Below are 15,276 nucleotides of genomic sequence, written 5' to 3' on the forward strand. Positions count from 1 at the left end.
CACGAGAGCGGAACCACCGGAGGAATAATCCGATGGTTCACAGCGTCCTCGCTGTGTTTTTCTTCAAAGGAACCTCGCCCACGATCCGAAGACCGCATGGACGGGGTATCAACATATCTGGCGTTGACTTTTAGCACGCTGTTGAGTTCTCAAGGAACGGACGCTTCCTTTGAAACCGTATCACCGGCTTCTCCGGGCTTTTCCCTCCAGCCTTTCAGCCTTTCGGCTTTCCGGCCTTTCGTGTTTCCAACCTTACCAGATCCGTTTTCCGTTCCGTTTCCGGTCCGAATTCCGTTTCCGGTGGCCTGTTGGCGGCCTTTGCCTTTCGGCTGTCTTCGACTTTAGCAGAGTCGCATCGGCCGACCTAATCGGCTTTGCGATTACCTACGGGGTCAAAGTGCTCCGTTGGAATTGCCTTCACGAACGGAGCGGTTCAGATGCCAACGGCTGCTGAGCAACGTACCACGCCGCTCATCGCAACCGTTAAAATCTACCTCCCCACATGGCCCATGTCAACAGGTTTCGGGGAGATGAACACCGTACCAGCTCAGCGGGGCGCTCCGCACATCACCCGAAGGACGACGGCGGGGTCTCCAGCTCCTCCAGCTCGATGCCCGGGGCCGCGAGCACCACGTCGCCCGCGATGTGGACCGTGTGCTGCTCACCCGTGTCCAGCTCGCTGACCTGGTATTCGTCCACGGTGAGCGGGCCGCTGTCGGTGGTGTGCGCCGTGCTGCCGAGCAGTGCCCAGGACTGGTCGAGGGTGCGCGGTGCGAGGACCGGGTCGGTGAACGCGACGAGGCGGACGCGTACCGGTCCCGTGCCGGGTTCGAGCCGGAGCATGCGGGAGAGGGCGATCAGGAAGGCCGGTGAGGTGCCAGTGAACGCGTGGGCCTGGGTGTTGCCCTCGGTCGCGTGCTCACCGGAGGGGTCCGTACGGACCCAGGTCACGCCTTCCATGGCGCCGCCGCGGACCCGCCAGCTCGCGGCGTGGAGCTCCAGGCGGAGGGGGCGGCCGAGTTCATCGAGGGTGAGGTCCACGGAACCGGTGTGCTCGCCGGAGGGTGAGGTGCGCTGTGCGACGTATCGCCAGCCACTGGGGCCCGGCGCGCAGTGGAAGTGCTCTTCGCCGAGGGGCGCGTGGTCGTGGGTGTCATGGAGGGAGTAGCGGCCGCGAGGCATGGTGAGGTCCTTGACGAACTGGGGCCCGCCCGGCCGGAACGGCGCGGACGGGCCCTGGGGCCCCGCCTGGGCGGCGGGGCCGGTGGGCCGGTGCTCGGCACCGGCCGGGGCGATCAGTAGCGGTAGTGGTCGGGCTTGTACGGGCCCTCGACCGGGACGCCGATGTAGTCGGCCTGCTCCGGGCGGAGCGTGGTCAGCTTGGCGCCGAGCGCTTCCAGGTGGAGCCGGGCGACCTTCTCGTCCAGGTGCTTGGGCAGTACGTACACGTCGGTCGGGTAGGACTCGGGCTTGGTGAACAGCTCGATCTGGGCGATGGTCTGGTCCGCGAAGGAGTTGGACATCACGAACGACGGGTGACCGGTCGCGTTGCCGAGGTTCAGCAGACGGCCCTCGGAGAGCACGATGAGCTTCTTGCCCCCGGGGAACGTCCAGGTGTGGACCTGCGGCTTGACCTCGTCCTTGACGATGCCGGGGATCGCCGCGAGACCGGCCATGTCGATCTCGTTGTCGAAGTGGCCGATGTTCCCGACGATCGCCTGGTGCTTCATCTTGGCCATGTCGGCGGCCATGATGATGTCCTTGTTGCCGGTCGTGGTGATGAAGATGTCCGCGGTCTCCACCACGTCGTCCAGGGTGGCGACCTGGTAGCCGTCCATCGCCGCCTGCAGCGCGCAGATCGGGTCGATCTCGGTGACGATGACCCGGGCGCCCTGGCCGCGCAGCGACTCCGCGCAGCCCTTGCCGACGTCGCCGTAGCCGCAGATGACCGCGACCTTGCCGCCGATCAGAACGTCGGTGGCGCGGTTGATGCCGTCGACCAGGGAGTGGCGGCAGCCGTACTTGTTGTCGAACTTCGACTTCGTCACCGCGTCGTTGACGTTGATCGCCGGGAAGAGCAGGGTGCCGTCCCGGTGCATCTCGTACAGACGGTGAACGCCGGTGGTGGTCTCCTCCGTGACACCGCGGATCTCGGAGGCGAGCTGCGTCCACTTCTGCGGGCTCTCCGCGAGGGTGCGGTTCAGCAGCTCGAGGATGACGCGGTGCTCGTCGTTCTCGGCGGTGGAGACGTCAGGGGCGGCGCCGGCCTTCTCGTACTCGACGCCCTTGTGGACGAGGAGGGTGGCGTCGCCACCGTCGTCCAGGATCATGTTGGGGCCGCCGGTGGCGGTACCCGGCCAGGTCAGCGCCTGCTCGGTGCACCACCAGTACTCCTCCAGGGTCTCGCCCTTCCAGGCGAAGACCGGGACGCCCTGCGGGTTCTCCGGGGTGCCGTTCGGGCCGACGGCGATCGCGGCGGCCGCGTGGTCCTGGGTGGAGAAGATGTTGCAGGACGCCCAGCGGACCTGCGCGCCGAGCGCGGTCAGGGTCTCGATCAGGACCGCGGTCTGCACCGTCATGTGCAGCGAGCCGGTGACACGGGCACCGGCCAGCGGCTGGGATGCGGCGTACTCCTTACGAAGCGCCATCAGGCCGGGCATCTCGTGCTCGGCGAGGGTGATCTCCTTACGACCGAAATCGGCCAGGGAGAGGTCGGCGACCTTGAAGTCCTGACCGGAGTCGGCTGTCGTCATGGGTGCTGCTCCTCATGGATCGGTTGGCGAGCGAGAGTTGTTCGGCTGGCCTGCGGGCAGCGGGCACGGTGCGTCCGGCGTGTGTCCGGATCCGGACACACGTGAAGCGGACACACGTGTCCCCTTTGCTCGCAGTGCGCAGTCCGTCGGAGGCCCTCTCTCCCTCGGCCGACCCGCTGGACGGGCCGCCCGACCGCCATCAGCAGCGACGTCTGGCTCGGTCACGAATCTACACCGCGGGGTGGGGTGAGCCCCAGCCCGCGGGGGTGTTCTTCGGCCCCGGGTCAGGGTCGGGGCCTGGGCGCGGGGCGGACCGCTTTGATCCCGTCCACGGGTATTGCAGGATGCCGCTGGCACGGGGACGCTTGCACATTCCCGCGCTGCTCGGCGTGTTGACGGCGCTGTCGACGCTGCCGAGGAAGCTGATCCTGACAAGGAGAACCACGTGACCAGTCCAGCCGATCCCCCCAACGGTGCGGGGGCCAGCGACAGTGCGGAGACCGGCGGGCCGGGGCTCAAACTGCTCGCGGTGACCGCCTGCCCGACGGGCATCGCCCACACCTACATGGCCGCCGAAAAGCTGGCGCAGGCCGCGGAATCGCTCGGCCATCGCATGAAGGTGGAAACGCAGGGCTCGATCGGGGCCGAGAACGTGCTGTCTGACAACGATGTCAGCGAGGCGGACGGCATCATCATCGCCGCCGACAAGGATGTCGACCGCAGCCGGTTCGTGGGCAAGAAGGTGCTCGTCGTCGGGGTGGCCGAGGGGATCCACCAGCCGGAGCGGCTGATCGAGCAGGTGCGGAACGCGCCGGTGTACGGAGGCGGTGGCCGGGGTGACGGCCCTGCGGCGGGCGCTGGTGCCGGTGGCGGTGACGGCGGTGGTCGTACGGGGCGCGGCGTCACCTATAAGGCGCTCATGAACGGCGTCTCGTACATGATCCCGTTCGTGGTGGTCGGCGGTCTGCTGATCGCCGTCTCGCTCGCGCTGGGCGGCGATACGACGTCCAAGGGGATCGTCATCCCCGACGACTCCTTCTGGAAGACCGTCAACGACATCGGCACCATCGGCTTCCAGCTGATGATCCCCGCCCTGTCCGGTTACATCGCGTACGCCATCGCCGACCGGCCCGGGTTGGTGCCCGGCATGGTCGGCGGCTGGATCGCGGCCCATGGCGAGCTGTACGACAGCGAGGCGGGCGCCGGGTTCATCGGGGCGATCGTCACCGGCTTCCTGGCCGGGTATCTGGTGCAGGCGATCAAGAAGGTCCGGATACCGAAGTTCGTCCAGCCGATCATGCCGATCATCGTGATCCCGATCGTGGCGACCTCCATGCTCGGCCTCTTCTTCATCTACGTGCTCGGCCGGCCCATCGCGTGGGTCTTCGAGAACCTCACCGACTGGCTCGGCGGGCTGACCGGGACCAGTGCGGCGCTGCTCGGCATCATCCTCGGGCTGATGATCGCGTTCGACATGGGCGGACCGGTCAACAAGACGGCGTTCCTCTTCGGTGCCGGGCTGGTGTCCAAGAACCCCGAGGTCATGGGCGCGTGCGCGGCGGCCATTCCGGTGCCGCCGCTGGGGCAGGGGCTGGCCACGCTGATCCGTCGCCGGATGTTCGACGACCAGGAGCGGGAGACGGGGCTCGCCGCCCTCTTCATGGGCTTCTTCGGCATCACGGAGGGTGCGATTCCGTTCGCCGCGGCGCGGCCCGCGATGGTGATCCCCGCGAACATGCTCGGCGGTGCGGTGGCCGGGGCCATAGCCGGGCTGGCGTCGGTCGAGGACAGCGTGCCGCACGGCGGGCCCATCGTGGCGGTGCTCGGTGCGGTGGGTGGCGTGCCGATGTTCTTCGTGGCGGTGGTGGTCGGTACGGCCGTCACGGCGGTGGCTACGGTCGGGCTGATGTCGATGGGGAGGGTGCGGGCTTCGGCGTCGGCTTCGGCTTCGGCTTCCGTTGATGTGGGGGTGGCTGGTGGTGTGGCCGAGCCGGTGCTGGTGGGGAGTGGTGCGGGTGGTGCGAGTGGTGCGGGCGGCGTCTCGGGGGCTTCGTCGGGGGCCGTGCCTGCCGCTCGTACCGCCGGCGTGGAGCCTGCGGAGTCCGTCGAGGGTTCGGTGCTGTCCGGGTATCTGACCGAGCAGACCGTCAAGGAGCAGCTGACCGCCGACCGCAAGGACGATGCCATCCGCGAGATGGCCGAGCTGCTGGGCGCGAGCGGCAAGGTCGCGGACGCCGCGGAACTGGTGCGGGCCGCGTTCGCCCGCGAGGAGCAGGGCACGACCGGTCTCGGCGAGGAGATCGCCATCCCGCACGCCAAGACGGACGCGGTGACCGCGCCGGTCGTCGGCTTCGCCCGGTCCGCCGAGGGCATCGAATGGGGCGCGCCGGACGGTACGAAGGCCCGGCTGGTCTTCATGATCGCGGTGCCGGAGGCTGCGGCGGGGGATGAGCACCTGCGGATTCTGGCGCTGCTGTCGCGGAAGCTGATGGTTGCGGAGTTTCGGGAGCGGTTGGTGGGGGCGGGGGATGTGGAAGCGATCTTGCGGGTGTTGGGCGAGATCGCGTAGGTGGTGGGCGGGGTGGGTTCTTCCTCACCCCGCCCCTTCCCGAATCCGGGGCTGCGCCCCGGCCCCCGCCGGGGCTGCGCCCCTGGACCCCGCTGCGGTGCTGCGTCTGAGGCCCGGGGGTGCGTCGCCCGGCAGCTACGCCCCAGCCCCGCCCGGATGCAGCGGGCCGACTCCCCGCGTGCCGTACCGGGCTGCACCCATGGGACCCCGCCCCCGGGCTTGCGCTCCGGGGCCGGTTGCTGACCGGGGCCTGCGCCCCAGGGGTACGCCAACTGGGCCCGCCCCCGGGAAGCCGGCCCCGGGCCCGCGCAGGTGCGCGCCGTGCCGGGCTGTTCCCCTGAGGCCCCCCGGGACGGTGTTACGGCCCCTGGGCCAGATGCTGGCCGGGGCCTGCGGCCCGGGGCTCGCCGTTGGGACCCCGGGTAGCTGCGCCGGCGGCCCCGTGCCGGCGCAGCAGGCCCGCTCCCCGTTCGCCGTACCCGGCTGGGCCCCGGGGCCACCCCGCCGGGGTTACGGCCCCCTGGGGCCGGCCGCGGCGCTCCGCCTTCGGTCCCGACCGGGGGTTGCGCCGCTGGCCCGCCTCCGGGCGGCTGCGCCCCGGCCCGCGCCGGTGCGCGTCGTATCGGTCTGTGCCCCTGAGGCCCCGTACCCCCGGCCCCAGGGGTTGCGCCGCTGGCCCGCCCCCGGGTAGCTGCGCCGGCGGCCCCGCGTCGGCGCAGTGGGCCCCGGCTGGATCCCCGGGGCCGGGGGTGGCGTAGACGTCGTGGCCGGGCGGGTGGGTGGGCTGGGCGCGCGATCGCCCCGGGCGCGGGAGCTCGGGGCGATCGGGGGGGCTCAGGCTGCGGAGGTTCGGAGGATGTCCGGCTCCAGGTAGATCACTCGGGCGATCGGGACCGCCGCGCGGATGCGGGCTTCCGCTTCGTCGATCGCGCGGGCGACGTCGGCCGCGCTGTCGTCGTGCTGGACCGCGATCTTGGCGGCGACCAGGAGTTCCTCGGGGCCCAGGTGGAGGGTGCGCATGTGGATCAGGCCGGTGACGGTCTCGCCGTCGACGACCGCTTCGCGGATCTTGGCGACCTGGTCGACGTCGGCCGCCTCGCCCAGCAGGAGGGACTTCGTCTCGGCCGCGAGGACGAGGGCGATCAGGACCAGCAGGACACCGATGCACATGGTGCCGATGCCGTCCCAGATGCCGTCGCCGGTCAGGAGGGAGAGGCCGACGCCGCCGAGGGCGAGGACGAGGCCGACCAGGGCGCCGAGGTCCTCCAGGAGGACGACGGGCAGCTCGGGGGCCTTCGCGCGGCGGACGAACTGGGCCCAGGTCAGCTTGCCGCGGGTTTCGTTGGACTCCTTGACGGCCGTACGGAACGAGAAGCCCTCCGCGATGATCGCGAAGAGGAGCACGCCCACCGGCCAGTACCAGGCCTCCAGGTCATGCGGGTGCTTGATCTTTTCGTAGCCCTCGTACAGCGCGAAGACGCCACCGATGGTGAACAGCACGATGGAGACGAGGAAGCCGTAGATGTAGCGCTCGCGGCCGTAGCCGAAGGGGTGCTCGGGGGTCGCGGCGCGCTTGGCCTGTTTGCCGCCGAGGAGCAGCAGTCCCTGGTTGCCCGAGTCGGCGAGCGAGTGCACGCCTTCGGCGAGCATCGACGACGAGCCGCTGAAGGCGAACGCCACGAACTTGGCTGCGGCGATGGCCAAGTTGGCGCCCAGTGCGGCAACAATCGCCTTGGTTCCGCCTGATGCACTCATATGTGCCGAATGTCCCTTCCAGCTCATGGCAGTTTTGCTTGAGCTTTACTGCCGTTACGGCGGGCCATTGTTCCAGCCCTCCGCGGGAGCCTGACGTCAGGCGGTCAGTGTGGCCCTGAACACAGTGCCGTCGCCGGTCACGGAGACCTCCTCGCCCGCCCTGACGAAGGCCGATTCGCCCCGGGACAGACGGAGTTCACCGTCACCGCGGAGCGAAACCTCGCCCGCGACGCACAGCAGGATCTGCGGGCCCGAGGAGGGCAGCCGGCGCGGTGCGGCGCCCTCCGCCAGGACGTACCGGGAGAGCCGGAACTCGTCGATGGGGGTGGAGTACAGCTCCTCGCCGGACGGGTCCGCCTCGGGGCGCAGGACCGCCGGGGCGTCGCTCTCGAAGCGGACGACGCGGAGCAGTTCGGGGACGTCGACGTGCTTGGGGGTCAGACCGCAGCGCAGCACGTTGTCGGAGTTGGCCATGATCTCGACGCCAAGGCCGTCGAGGTAGGCGTGCGGGATGCCCGCGCCCAGGTACAGCGCCTCACCGGGCTGCAGCGTCACGAAGTTGAGCAGCATCGCGGCGATCACGCCGGGGTCGCCCGGGTAGTGCCGGGCTATCGCGGCGTACGCCGCGTACGCCGGGGCGTGCGGGCCGTCCAGCGCGCCCAGCCGTTCGGCGGCGGCCGCGGCCCGGTGCACGGTGTCGGCGATCGCCTCGCGGTCGGCGGTCAGGACGGCCGTCAGCACCTCGCGCAGGGCGTGCGACTCGGGGTGTGCGTGCAGGATGTCGACGTACGGCTTGAGCGAGTCGACCTCGAGGGCGGCCAGCAGCGCGGCGGCCTCGTCGGGGTCGCGGAAGCCGCACAGCCCGTCGAACGGCGTGAGGGCGCAGATCAGCTCGGGCTTGTGGTTGGCGTCCTTGTAGTTGCGGTGCGGGGCGTCCACCGGGACACCGCGGGCCTCCTCGTCTGCGAAGCCCTCCTTCGCCTGCGCGAGGTCCGGATGCACCTGGAGGGAGAGCGGCGAGGCCGCGGCGAGCACCTTGAGCAGGAACGGGAGCCGCGGCCCGAAGGCCCGTACGGCGCCCGCGCCCAGCTCGCGCTCCGGATCGGCCGCGATCACGTCGGACAGCGCGGCGGAGCCCTCGCCCCGGTCGAGGCGGGACGGCGCCCCGGGGTGTGCGCCCATCCACATCTCGGCCTGCGGCTCGCCGGTCGGTTCGACGCCCAGCAACTCGGGGATGGCGGTGAGGGAGCCCCAGGCGTAGGGGCGCACGGTGTTGACGAGGCGGTCCATGCGGTGCGGTTCCTGACTGTCCGGGCGTGGGGATGCGCGTGGGGATGCCGATTTCCGGCGCGGGCCGTTCATGGCCTCGCGTACGGACTCAAGTTCTATCCGCCGAAGCAAGCGCGAGGTAAACGGCGGCGAAATCCGTGATGGCGAGAAGTTCGGCCGCGCGCTCCAGCGGGCTTCCCTCGTCCGGTTCCAGCTCGCTGAACGCCGTCTCGTGCGCGAGCGCGAGTTCGCGGGCCGACGGGACCGCCGAGACGGGGCCCACCGGCTCGTCGTGCAGCAGCACGATCCGGGCGCGCAGCGCCTCCGGTTCCTCCACCCGGTCGCGGAAGAAGTCGTCCGGGTCGGCCCCGCCCGCGAAGGACCCCGCCAGGAGCGTGCCGTGCGCGGCCAGCGCGCCGGGCAGATCGGCGGCGAGCGCCGGGCGCCCGGCGAGCGTCGCGAGCAGCCCCGCGAAGCGCCGTCCGGTCGCGGCGGCCACCGGGCCCTCGGTCCACAGCAGCGGCAGCGACCCGGCCAGCTCGGCCGCGAGCGTCTTGGCGGGGTTGGTGTACGTGGCGATGGCCGGCCCGCAGCGCTCGGCGACCCGGTCCAGCCGGTCGGCCACCTGCTGCAGCGCGGCGGGCGGTGCGGCGACCAGGCCGATCCGGTCGACGAGCATGAGCAGCGGGGTGAGCAGCGCCCACAGCGTGCCGGGCAGGGCGGGGCCGGTGACCTCGTCCGGTGCGGTGCCGGGCGGCTCTATGTGCGGCGGGGTGGTGTGGCGCGCCTGCGCCCCGGAGGGGGCGGGCTCGTCCAGAGCGCCCTCGGGGTGGGCCTCGGGGCGCGCGGTGCCGGGGTCCGGGGCCGGGGCGGCCTCGTCGGGCCGGGTGGTCGCGTACGGCGAGGGGCCGCTGCCGGGCGGGTCGTACGCGGACGTGGCCAGCGGCACCATCAGGCCGCGCGCCTGCGCCACCGCGCCCGCCAGGGGCGAGTGCCCCGGGGCCACCGCGACCAGCGCGCAGCCCCGGCGGTACGCCTGCTCCACGAGGCGTGGCAGCCCCGGCTCCGTACCGTCCGGCGTCGCGATGACCAGCAGGTCCAGCGGGCCCACCCAGCCGGGCAGCGTCCAGCGCAGGGCGCCGGGGGCGGGGGCGACGCCGGTGGGGCCGATCAGGCTCACCGGGATGTTGCCGCCGCTGAGCGCGCCGAGGAGATCGGCGGTGCAGCTTCCCGCGGCGCCCGGGCCCGCGACCAGGACGGCGCGTGGGCGCCCGTCCGGCTTGAGGTCCGCGACGCCCGCCTCGGCGGCGTGGCGGGCTGCCGTACGGACCCTGGCGCCGGATTCGGCGGCCTCGCGCAACAGCCCGCGGGTATCGGCCCGGGCAAGGGCCTCGGGGGCGTCGAGGAGGGATTCGTCGAGCATGGAGCTACGGCCTCCGATCGCCGTGGGCGGGATGCGGCGTACGTCGTCGGACCTTGGGCCTTGGGCCCTTGTCAGGCCGGGCGGCGCGCCTCGTCGACGAGCAGGACCGGGATGCCGTCCCGGACGGGGTACGCGAGACCGCATCCCTTGCCGTCCGTGCACACCAGCTCGGGGGTCTCCTCGGCCTCTTCCTCGCGGAGCGGGGCGTGGCACGCCGGGCAGGCGAGGATCTCCAGAAGACCGGCTTCGAGCGGCATGGGCTGTCCCTTCGGATGTGGTCCAGCCGGACGTGGGTCCGGCGTGGTCAGCGTACCGCCGGGGCCGCCCCGTGCGCGGCCGGTGGCCGCCTCGGCCCCCGTCCCCGGGGCGCGCCCCGGGGGCCCGCTGGGCGGGCGCGGGGTGTGGCCGCCGCTGGGGCTGGGCGGGGACCGTTTTCCCCACCCCGCCCCTTCCCGAAACCGAGGGCTCCGCCCCCGGCCCCCGCTCCTCAAACGCCGGAGGGGCTGGGAGTGGGGCATCTCCGCCCCGACCCGCTCCACAAACCCCGGAGGGGCCGGAGGTGTGCCATCTCCGCCCCCGACCCACTCCACAAACACCGGAGGGGCCGGAGGTGTGCCATCTCCGCCCCCGACCCACTCCACAAACCCCGGAGACGCCGGGAGTGGGCCACCTCCGCCCCCGACCCACTCCACAAACCCCGGAGGGGCCGGAGGTCGGGCATCTCCGTTTCCCCGACCCGCTCCACAAACCCCGGAGGGGCTGGGAGGTGCGCCCGTAGGGGATGGATGTGGACCCCCGGTTGCGGGCGAACCTTCCGCCGGGGACTCCTCCCAGCTGGGGCGGGCGGGCCCACGCCGCCCGCCGGGCCGTCCGGTAGCGGACGCCTGGGGCTCCCTCGGCGCACCGGTGCGGCGGGGGGCGGTCGCGGGACGCTTCGTGCCGGGGGCTAGGCGCGGACCTGGGCCAGGACCTCGTCGCGGACGCGGTCGGCGGTCTGGCGGTCGCGGGCTTCCACGTTCAGGCGCAGCAGGGGCTCGGTGTTGGAGGGGCGGAGGTTGAACCACCAGTCGGCGCTGGTGATCGTCAGGCCGTCCAGCTCGTCCAGTTCGATGCCCTCGTCCTTGCGGCCCTCGTACGCGGCCTTGACGGCCTCCATGCGGCCGGTCTGGTCGGCGACGGTGCTGTTGATCTCGCCGGAGGCGGCGTAGCGGTCGTACTGCTCGACCAGGTGCGACAGGGGCTGCTGCTGGCCGCCGAGGGCGGCCAGGACGTGGAGGGCGGCGAGCATGCCGGTGTCGGCGTTCCAGAAGTCGCGGAAGTAGTAGTGCGCGGAGTGCTCGCCGCCGAAGATGGCGCCGGTGCGGGCCATCTCGGCCTTGATGAAGGAGTGGCCGACGCGGGTGCGGATGGGGGTGCCGCCGTTCTCCTTGACGACCTCGGGGACGGACCAGGAGGTGATGCAGTTGTGGATGATCGTGCCGCCCGGGTGCTTGGCCAGTTCGCGGGCGGCGACCAGGGCGGTGATCGCGGAGGGGGCCACCGGCTCGCCGCGCTCGTCGACGACGAAGCAGCGGTCGGCGTCGCCGTCGAAGGCGAGGCCGAGGTCGGCGCCGGTCTCACGGACGCGGGCCTGGAGGTCGACGATGTTCTTGGGGTCGAGCGGGTTGGCCTCGTGGTTGGGGAAGGTGCCGTCCAGCTCGAAGTAGAGGGCGTCCAGCTCCAGGGGGAGCCCGTCGAAGACGGTGGGGACGGTGTGGCCGCCCATGCCGTTGCCCGCGTCCACGACGACCTTCAGCGGCCGGATGGCGGTGAGGTCCACGAGGGAGCGCAGATGGGCGGCGTAGTCGGTGAGGACGTCGCGCTGGGTGATGGTGCCGTGGTCGGCGGCGGGCTCGGGGGCGCCGGTCTCGGCCCACTCCTCCACCAGGGCGCGGATGTCGGCGAGGCCGGTGTCCTGGCCGACGGGCGCGGCCCCCGCCCGGCACATCTTGATGCCGTTGTACTGGGCGGGGTTGTGGCTGGCCGTGAACATCGCGCCGGGCAGGCCGAGATGGCCGCTGGCGAAGTAGAGCTGGTCGGTCGAGCAGAGGCCGATCTCGGTGACGTCCACCCCGAGGGAGGCGGCCCCGCGGGCGAAGGCGCGCGACAGGCCCGGTGACGAGGGGCGCATGTCATGGCCGACGACGAGGGCGGCCGCGCCGGTCACCCGGGCGAAGGCGGCGCCGAACAGCTCGGAGAGCGGTTCGTCCCACTGGTCCGGGACCACACCACGGACGTCGTACGCCTTCACGATCTGCGACAAGTCGGGCACAGCCAACCCCTTCTCGAGGTCCTTCTTGGAGAGTCTCCACGGATCTCAAAACTTACCTCTCGGGGTTGGGTGGCGGCTGTGAGGGCCTTCGCGCGGCGCGGTCACGTGGCGGATTACGGCAGCATCCAGCCGAGCAGGAAGGACGACTGCGCGACGACGATCAGGCACATCAACAGCAGCAGTCCCAGACTCCACGGCAGCACCTTGCGCAGCAGGTCCCCCTCGCGCCCCTTGAGGCCCACCGCGGCGCACGCGATGGTGAGGTTCTGCGGGGAGATCATCTTGCCGAGGACGCCGCCCGAGCTGTTGGCGGCGGCGAGCAGGTCGGGCGAGAGCCCGGACTCGCGGGCGGCGGTGACCTGGAGGGCGCCGAAGAGGGCGTTGGCGGAGGTGTCCGAGCCGGAGACGGCGACGCCGAACCAGCCGAGCACCGGGGAGAGGAAGGCGAGTCCGGCGCCGGCCGCGGCGACGAAGTGGCCGATGGTGGCGGCCTGTCCGGAGAGGTTCATGACGTAGGCGAGGGCGAGCACCGAGGTGACCGTGAGGATCGCGTGGCGCAGTTCGCGTACGGTGGCCGCCCACTCCCCCAGGGCGTCGCGCGCGGCGACCCGCAGGACGGCGGCGGTGACGATCCCCGCGAGCAGGACGAGGGTGCCGCCGGTGGCGGCCAGGGGCAGCGCGAAGAGATTGCCCCCGACCGGCTTCCCGTCGGGGGCGGCGACGTCCAGGAACGGCCAGTCGATGGTGCGGGTCGCCTTGGCCAACAGGTCCTTGACCGGGCCGACCTGGGCGATGGAGAAGATCGCGACGATGAGCGCGTACGGGGCGTAGGCGCGCAGCACCTCGGGGCGCGGGTCCGCGTGGTCCAGGTCGTCGCTGCGCACGCCGGTGAGGACGGCGGCGCGCACCGGCTCCTCGGCGGGCCGCCGGGCGGACGGTACGGCGACGAGCGCGGCGGCGCCGATGAGCGCGGCGGCGATGTCGGCGAGCTGGACGGAGAGGTAGTTGGAGACGGCGAACTGGGCGACGGCGAAGGCGGTTCCGCAGGCGAGCGCCGGGGCCCAGGTCTCGCGCAGCCCGCGCCGCCCGTCGACCAGCGTGACCAGCAGGAGGGGGACGGCGAGGGCGAGCAGCGGGGTCTGCCGTCCGACGACGGAGGCGACGGAGTCCAGCGGCAGCCCGGTGACTTGAGCGAGCGTCACCACCGGGGTGGCCATGGCGCCGAAGGCGACGGGCGCGGTGTTGGCGACGAGCGCGACGACGGCGGCGCGCACCGGGTCGAAGCCGAGCGCGACGAGCATGACCGAGCAGATGGCCACCGGGGCGCCGAATCCGGCCAGCGCCTCCAGCAGCGCCCCGAAGCAGAAGGCGATGACCAGGGCCTGGACGCGGGGGTCGTCGGAGAGCCGCCCGAACGAGCGGCGCAGGACGTCGAAATGGTCGGTGCGGACCGTCATCCGGTACACCCACAGGGCGTTGACGACGATCCACATGATGGGGAAGAGGCCGAACAGCGCGCCCTGCGCGGCGCTGGAGAGGGTCTGGCCGATGGGCATCCCGTACGGGAGCCAGGCGACGAGGACGGCGACGGCGAGGCCCAAGGGCCCCGCGTAGTGGGCGCGCATCCGCACCCCGCCGAGCAGGGCGAGGACGATGAGGAGGGGGAGGGTGGCGACGAGGGCGGAGAGGGTCAGTGAATCGGCGACGGGCTCCAGCTGCTGCACGAACACACGGGCCTCCCGGCGTTGGGGACGGCATTCCCGGCCGTATCCGACGGAAGTCCACATCCGTGATGCGGAAACGGAGGACTCGGGGTCCACGCATGGTCATGTCCGTGGCGAGTTCGCGTCAATGCTTTGGAACGAAGTGATCGACTGGCGCCGGGAATTGTCCGCTCGGCGGCGGGATTCTCACGCTCCAGCGGGAACGGTCAGGATTCCGGTGAGCGCAGGACGCGCAGATGGCCGCGGCGCGCGACCTCCCGGGGGTCGGCCTCCCGGCCGCTCTGCCCGCCACCGCCCGCGGAACCGGGCGCCCCGGGGCCGCCTCCGGCCCCGGCCGCGCGCTCCTGCGGGCGGGCCGCCTCGCGCACCGCGTTGGCCAGGGCTTCCAGATCGTCGCTGCTCGGCCGGGCCGGACCGGTGTCGACGGCCAGCCGCACGACCTCCCAGCCGCGCGGGGCGGTCAGCCGCTCCGAATGCTCCGAGCACAGGTCATAGCAGTGGGGCTCGGCGTAGGTGGCCAGCGGTCCGAGAACCGCGGTCGAGTCCGCGTAGACGTACGTCAGCGTCGCGACGGCGGGGCGGCCGCAGGCGGTGCGCGAACAGCGACGTACAGGGCTCACGACGTTGGACGGTACCGCACTCTTGAGCGGGCCGCGACGACTCTCCACCAGCTCACTCCGCCGTGTCGTCCCGGTTCGTCCCGTGCACCCGAAACGTGCACTTCCCTGCTGACCAGCGCGGACATCGGGACGGCCGACAGTCGCCAAGGACGATTCCGGTCAGCAGCCGAACCGAGAGGGGGCACGCTGAGGCATGGAAGCGACCTAAGAGACGTCCGTTTATGAACGCAAGCATGGCCGAAATGTTCATTAAGCGACATTGGACGTGGCTGTCCAGTAAGCACGTGCCGGGGGCGGGGCGACGGCTACCCTCGTGAGTGATGACCAGGCCCGTACCCTCCGACCAGCCCGAGCCGCGCCCCCGCCGCCGCGACCGGCACGGCCGGGGCATGCGCGGTCCGATCGCGCCGCCCCAGGTGCCGCTGTCGGTCAGCCGCGCCGAGTCCTTCGTCGATCTCGTGCAGGATTCGGCGGAGCGGCTGGAGAGACGGTGGCCACAGCTGTCGGGAGTCGACTTCACGGTGCTGGAGGTTCCGGTCACCGGGGCCGGCGGCGGCTCCGACGGACCGGCCGGGCACGGGCTCGACGGACATCCGTCGCAGGGCTCCGGCCTCACCGACGGATGGGACGGCGAGTCCGTACCGCTGGGGCGCTTCATCGCGGCGCGCGGCGACGCGCCCGACCGGATCGTGATCTACCGGCGCCCGGTGGAGATCCGTACGAAGAACCGGGACGAGCGCGCCCTGCTGGTGCACGAGGTCGTGGTCGAGCAGGTGGCGGAGCTGCTGGGGCTGGAGCCGGAGTCGGTGGATCCGCGGTACGGGCAGGAGTAGGGGCGGGGGACGCGCCCCA

Annotated in this window: 11 protein-coding genes; 2 read left to right on the top strand and 9 right to left on the bottom strand. The window is 71.9% G+C overall.

The features are described from left to right. Positions 1 to 567: 567 nt before the first annotated feature. A complete protein-coding gene (locus ACFZCY_RS37130; RefSeq protein WP_391183699.1) occupies positions 568 to 1,182 on the bottom strand; it encodes a hypothetical protein in 615 nt (204 codons plus the stop codon). A gap of 113 nt (positions 1,183 to 1,295) precedes the next feature. Continuing rightward, the gene (gene ahcY, locus ACFZCY_RS37135) at positions 1,296 to 2,753 is read right to left on the bottom strand and encodes an adenosylhomocysteinase (protein WP_391183702.1); all 1,458 of its coding nucleotides are present in this window, start codon (positions 2,751 to 2,753) and stop codon (positions 1,296 to 1,298) included. A 445-nt stretch (positions 2,754 to 3,198) separates the two neighbouring features. Here ahcY and ACFZCY_RS37140 point away from each other — a divergent pair, with 445 nt between their 5' ends. After that, positions 3,199 to 5,322 carry a fructose-specific PTS transporter subunit EIIC gene (locus tag ACFZCY_RS37140; protein ID WP_391183704.1) on the top strand — a complete coding sequence of 708 codons (2,124 nt, stop codon included), beginning with the start codon at positions 3,199 to 3,201 and terminating at the stop codon, positions 5,320 to 5,322. A gap of 834 nt (positions 5,323 to 6,156) precedes the next feature. Here ACFZCY_RS37140 and ACFZCY_RS37145 read toward each other — a convergent pair. From ACFZCY_RS37145 to ACFZCY_RS37175, 7 genes are all read right to left on the bottom strand, one after another. Continuing rightward, complete coding sequence (locus tag ACFZCY_RS37145) at positions 6,157 to 7,077, bottom strand: cation diffusion facilitator family transporter (protein ID WP_391183706.1); 921 nt, start codon at positions 7,075 to 7,077, stop codon at positions 6,157 to 6,159. Between the two features lie 96 nt (positions 7,078 to 7,173). Continuing rightward, positions 7,174 to 8,367 carry a mannose-6-phosphate isomerase, class I gene (gene manA / locus ACFZCY_RS37150; RefSeq protein ID WP_391183708.1) on the bottom strand — a complete coding sequence of 398 codons (1,194 nt, stop codon included), beginning with the start codon at positions 8,365 to 8,367 and terminating at the stop codon, positions 7,174 to 7,176. Between the two features lie 88 nt (positions 8,368 to 8,455). Then, a complete protein-coding gene (locus ACFZCY_RS37155; RefSeq protein WP_391183711.1) occupies positions 8,456 to 9,769 on the bottom strand; it encodes an SIS domain-containing protein in 1,314 nt (437 codons plus the stop codon). A gap of 71 nt (positions 9,770 to 9,840) precedes the next feature. Next, positions 9,841 to 10,026, bottom strand: a complete 186-nt coding sequence (locus ACFZCY_RS37160; RefSeq protein WP_055557649.1) for a Trm112 family protein — start codon at positions 10,024 to 10,026, stop codon at positions 9,841 to 9,843. A 689-nt stretch (positions 10,027 to 10,715) separates the two neighbouring features. Continuing rightward, positions 10,716 to 12,080 (bottom strand): phosphomannomutase/phosphoglucomutase, encoded by a 1,365-nt coding sequence (locus ACFZCY_RS37165; protein ID WP_391183715.1) that lies wholly within the window; start codon positions 12,078 to 12,080, stop codon positions 10,716 to 10,718. Between the two features lie 113 nt (positions 12,081 to 12,193). Then, on the bottom strand, positions 12,194 to 13,810 hold the full coding sequence (locus tag ACFZCY_RS37170) for a lactate permease LctP family transporter (RefSeq protein ID WP_391183718.1): 1,617 nt from the start codon (positions 13,808 to 13,810) through the stop codon (positions 12,194 to 12,196). 200 nt (positions 13,811 to 14,010) lie between these two features. Continuing rightward, entirely contained in the window at positions 14,011 to 14,472 is a 462-nt protein-coding gene (locus tag ACFZCY_RS37175) for a DUF3499 family protein (RefSeq protein WP_391183720.1), read from the bottom strand. Between the two features lie 341 nt (positions 14,473 to 14,813). On the opposite strand from ACFZCY_RS37175, the gene ACFZCY_RS37180 reads away from it, so the two are divergent. Then, positions 14,814 to 15,257: a metallopeptidase family protein gene (locus ACFZCY_RS37180; RefSeq protein ID WP_391184005.1), complete on the top strand. Its 444-nt coding sequence runs from the start codon at positions 14,814 to 14,816 to the stop codon at positions 15,255 to 15,257. The last annotated feature ends 19 nt before the right edge of the window (positions 15,258 to 15,276 follow it).

Source organism: Streptomyces sp. NPDC007983 (genome assembly GCF_042958345.1).
Lineage (GTDB): Bacteria > Actinomycetota > Actinomycetes > Streptomycetales > Streptomycetaceae > Streptomyces.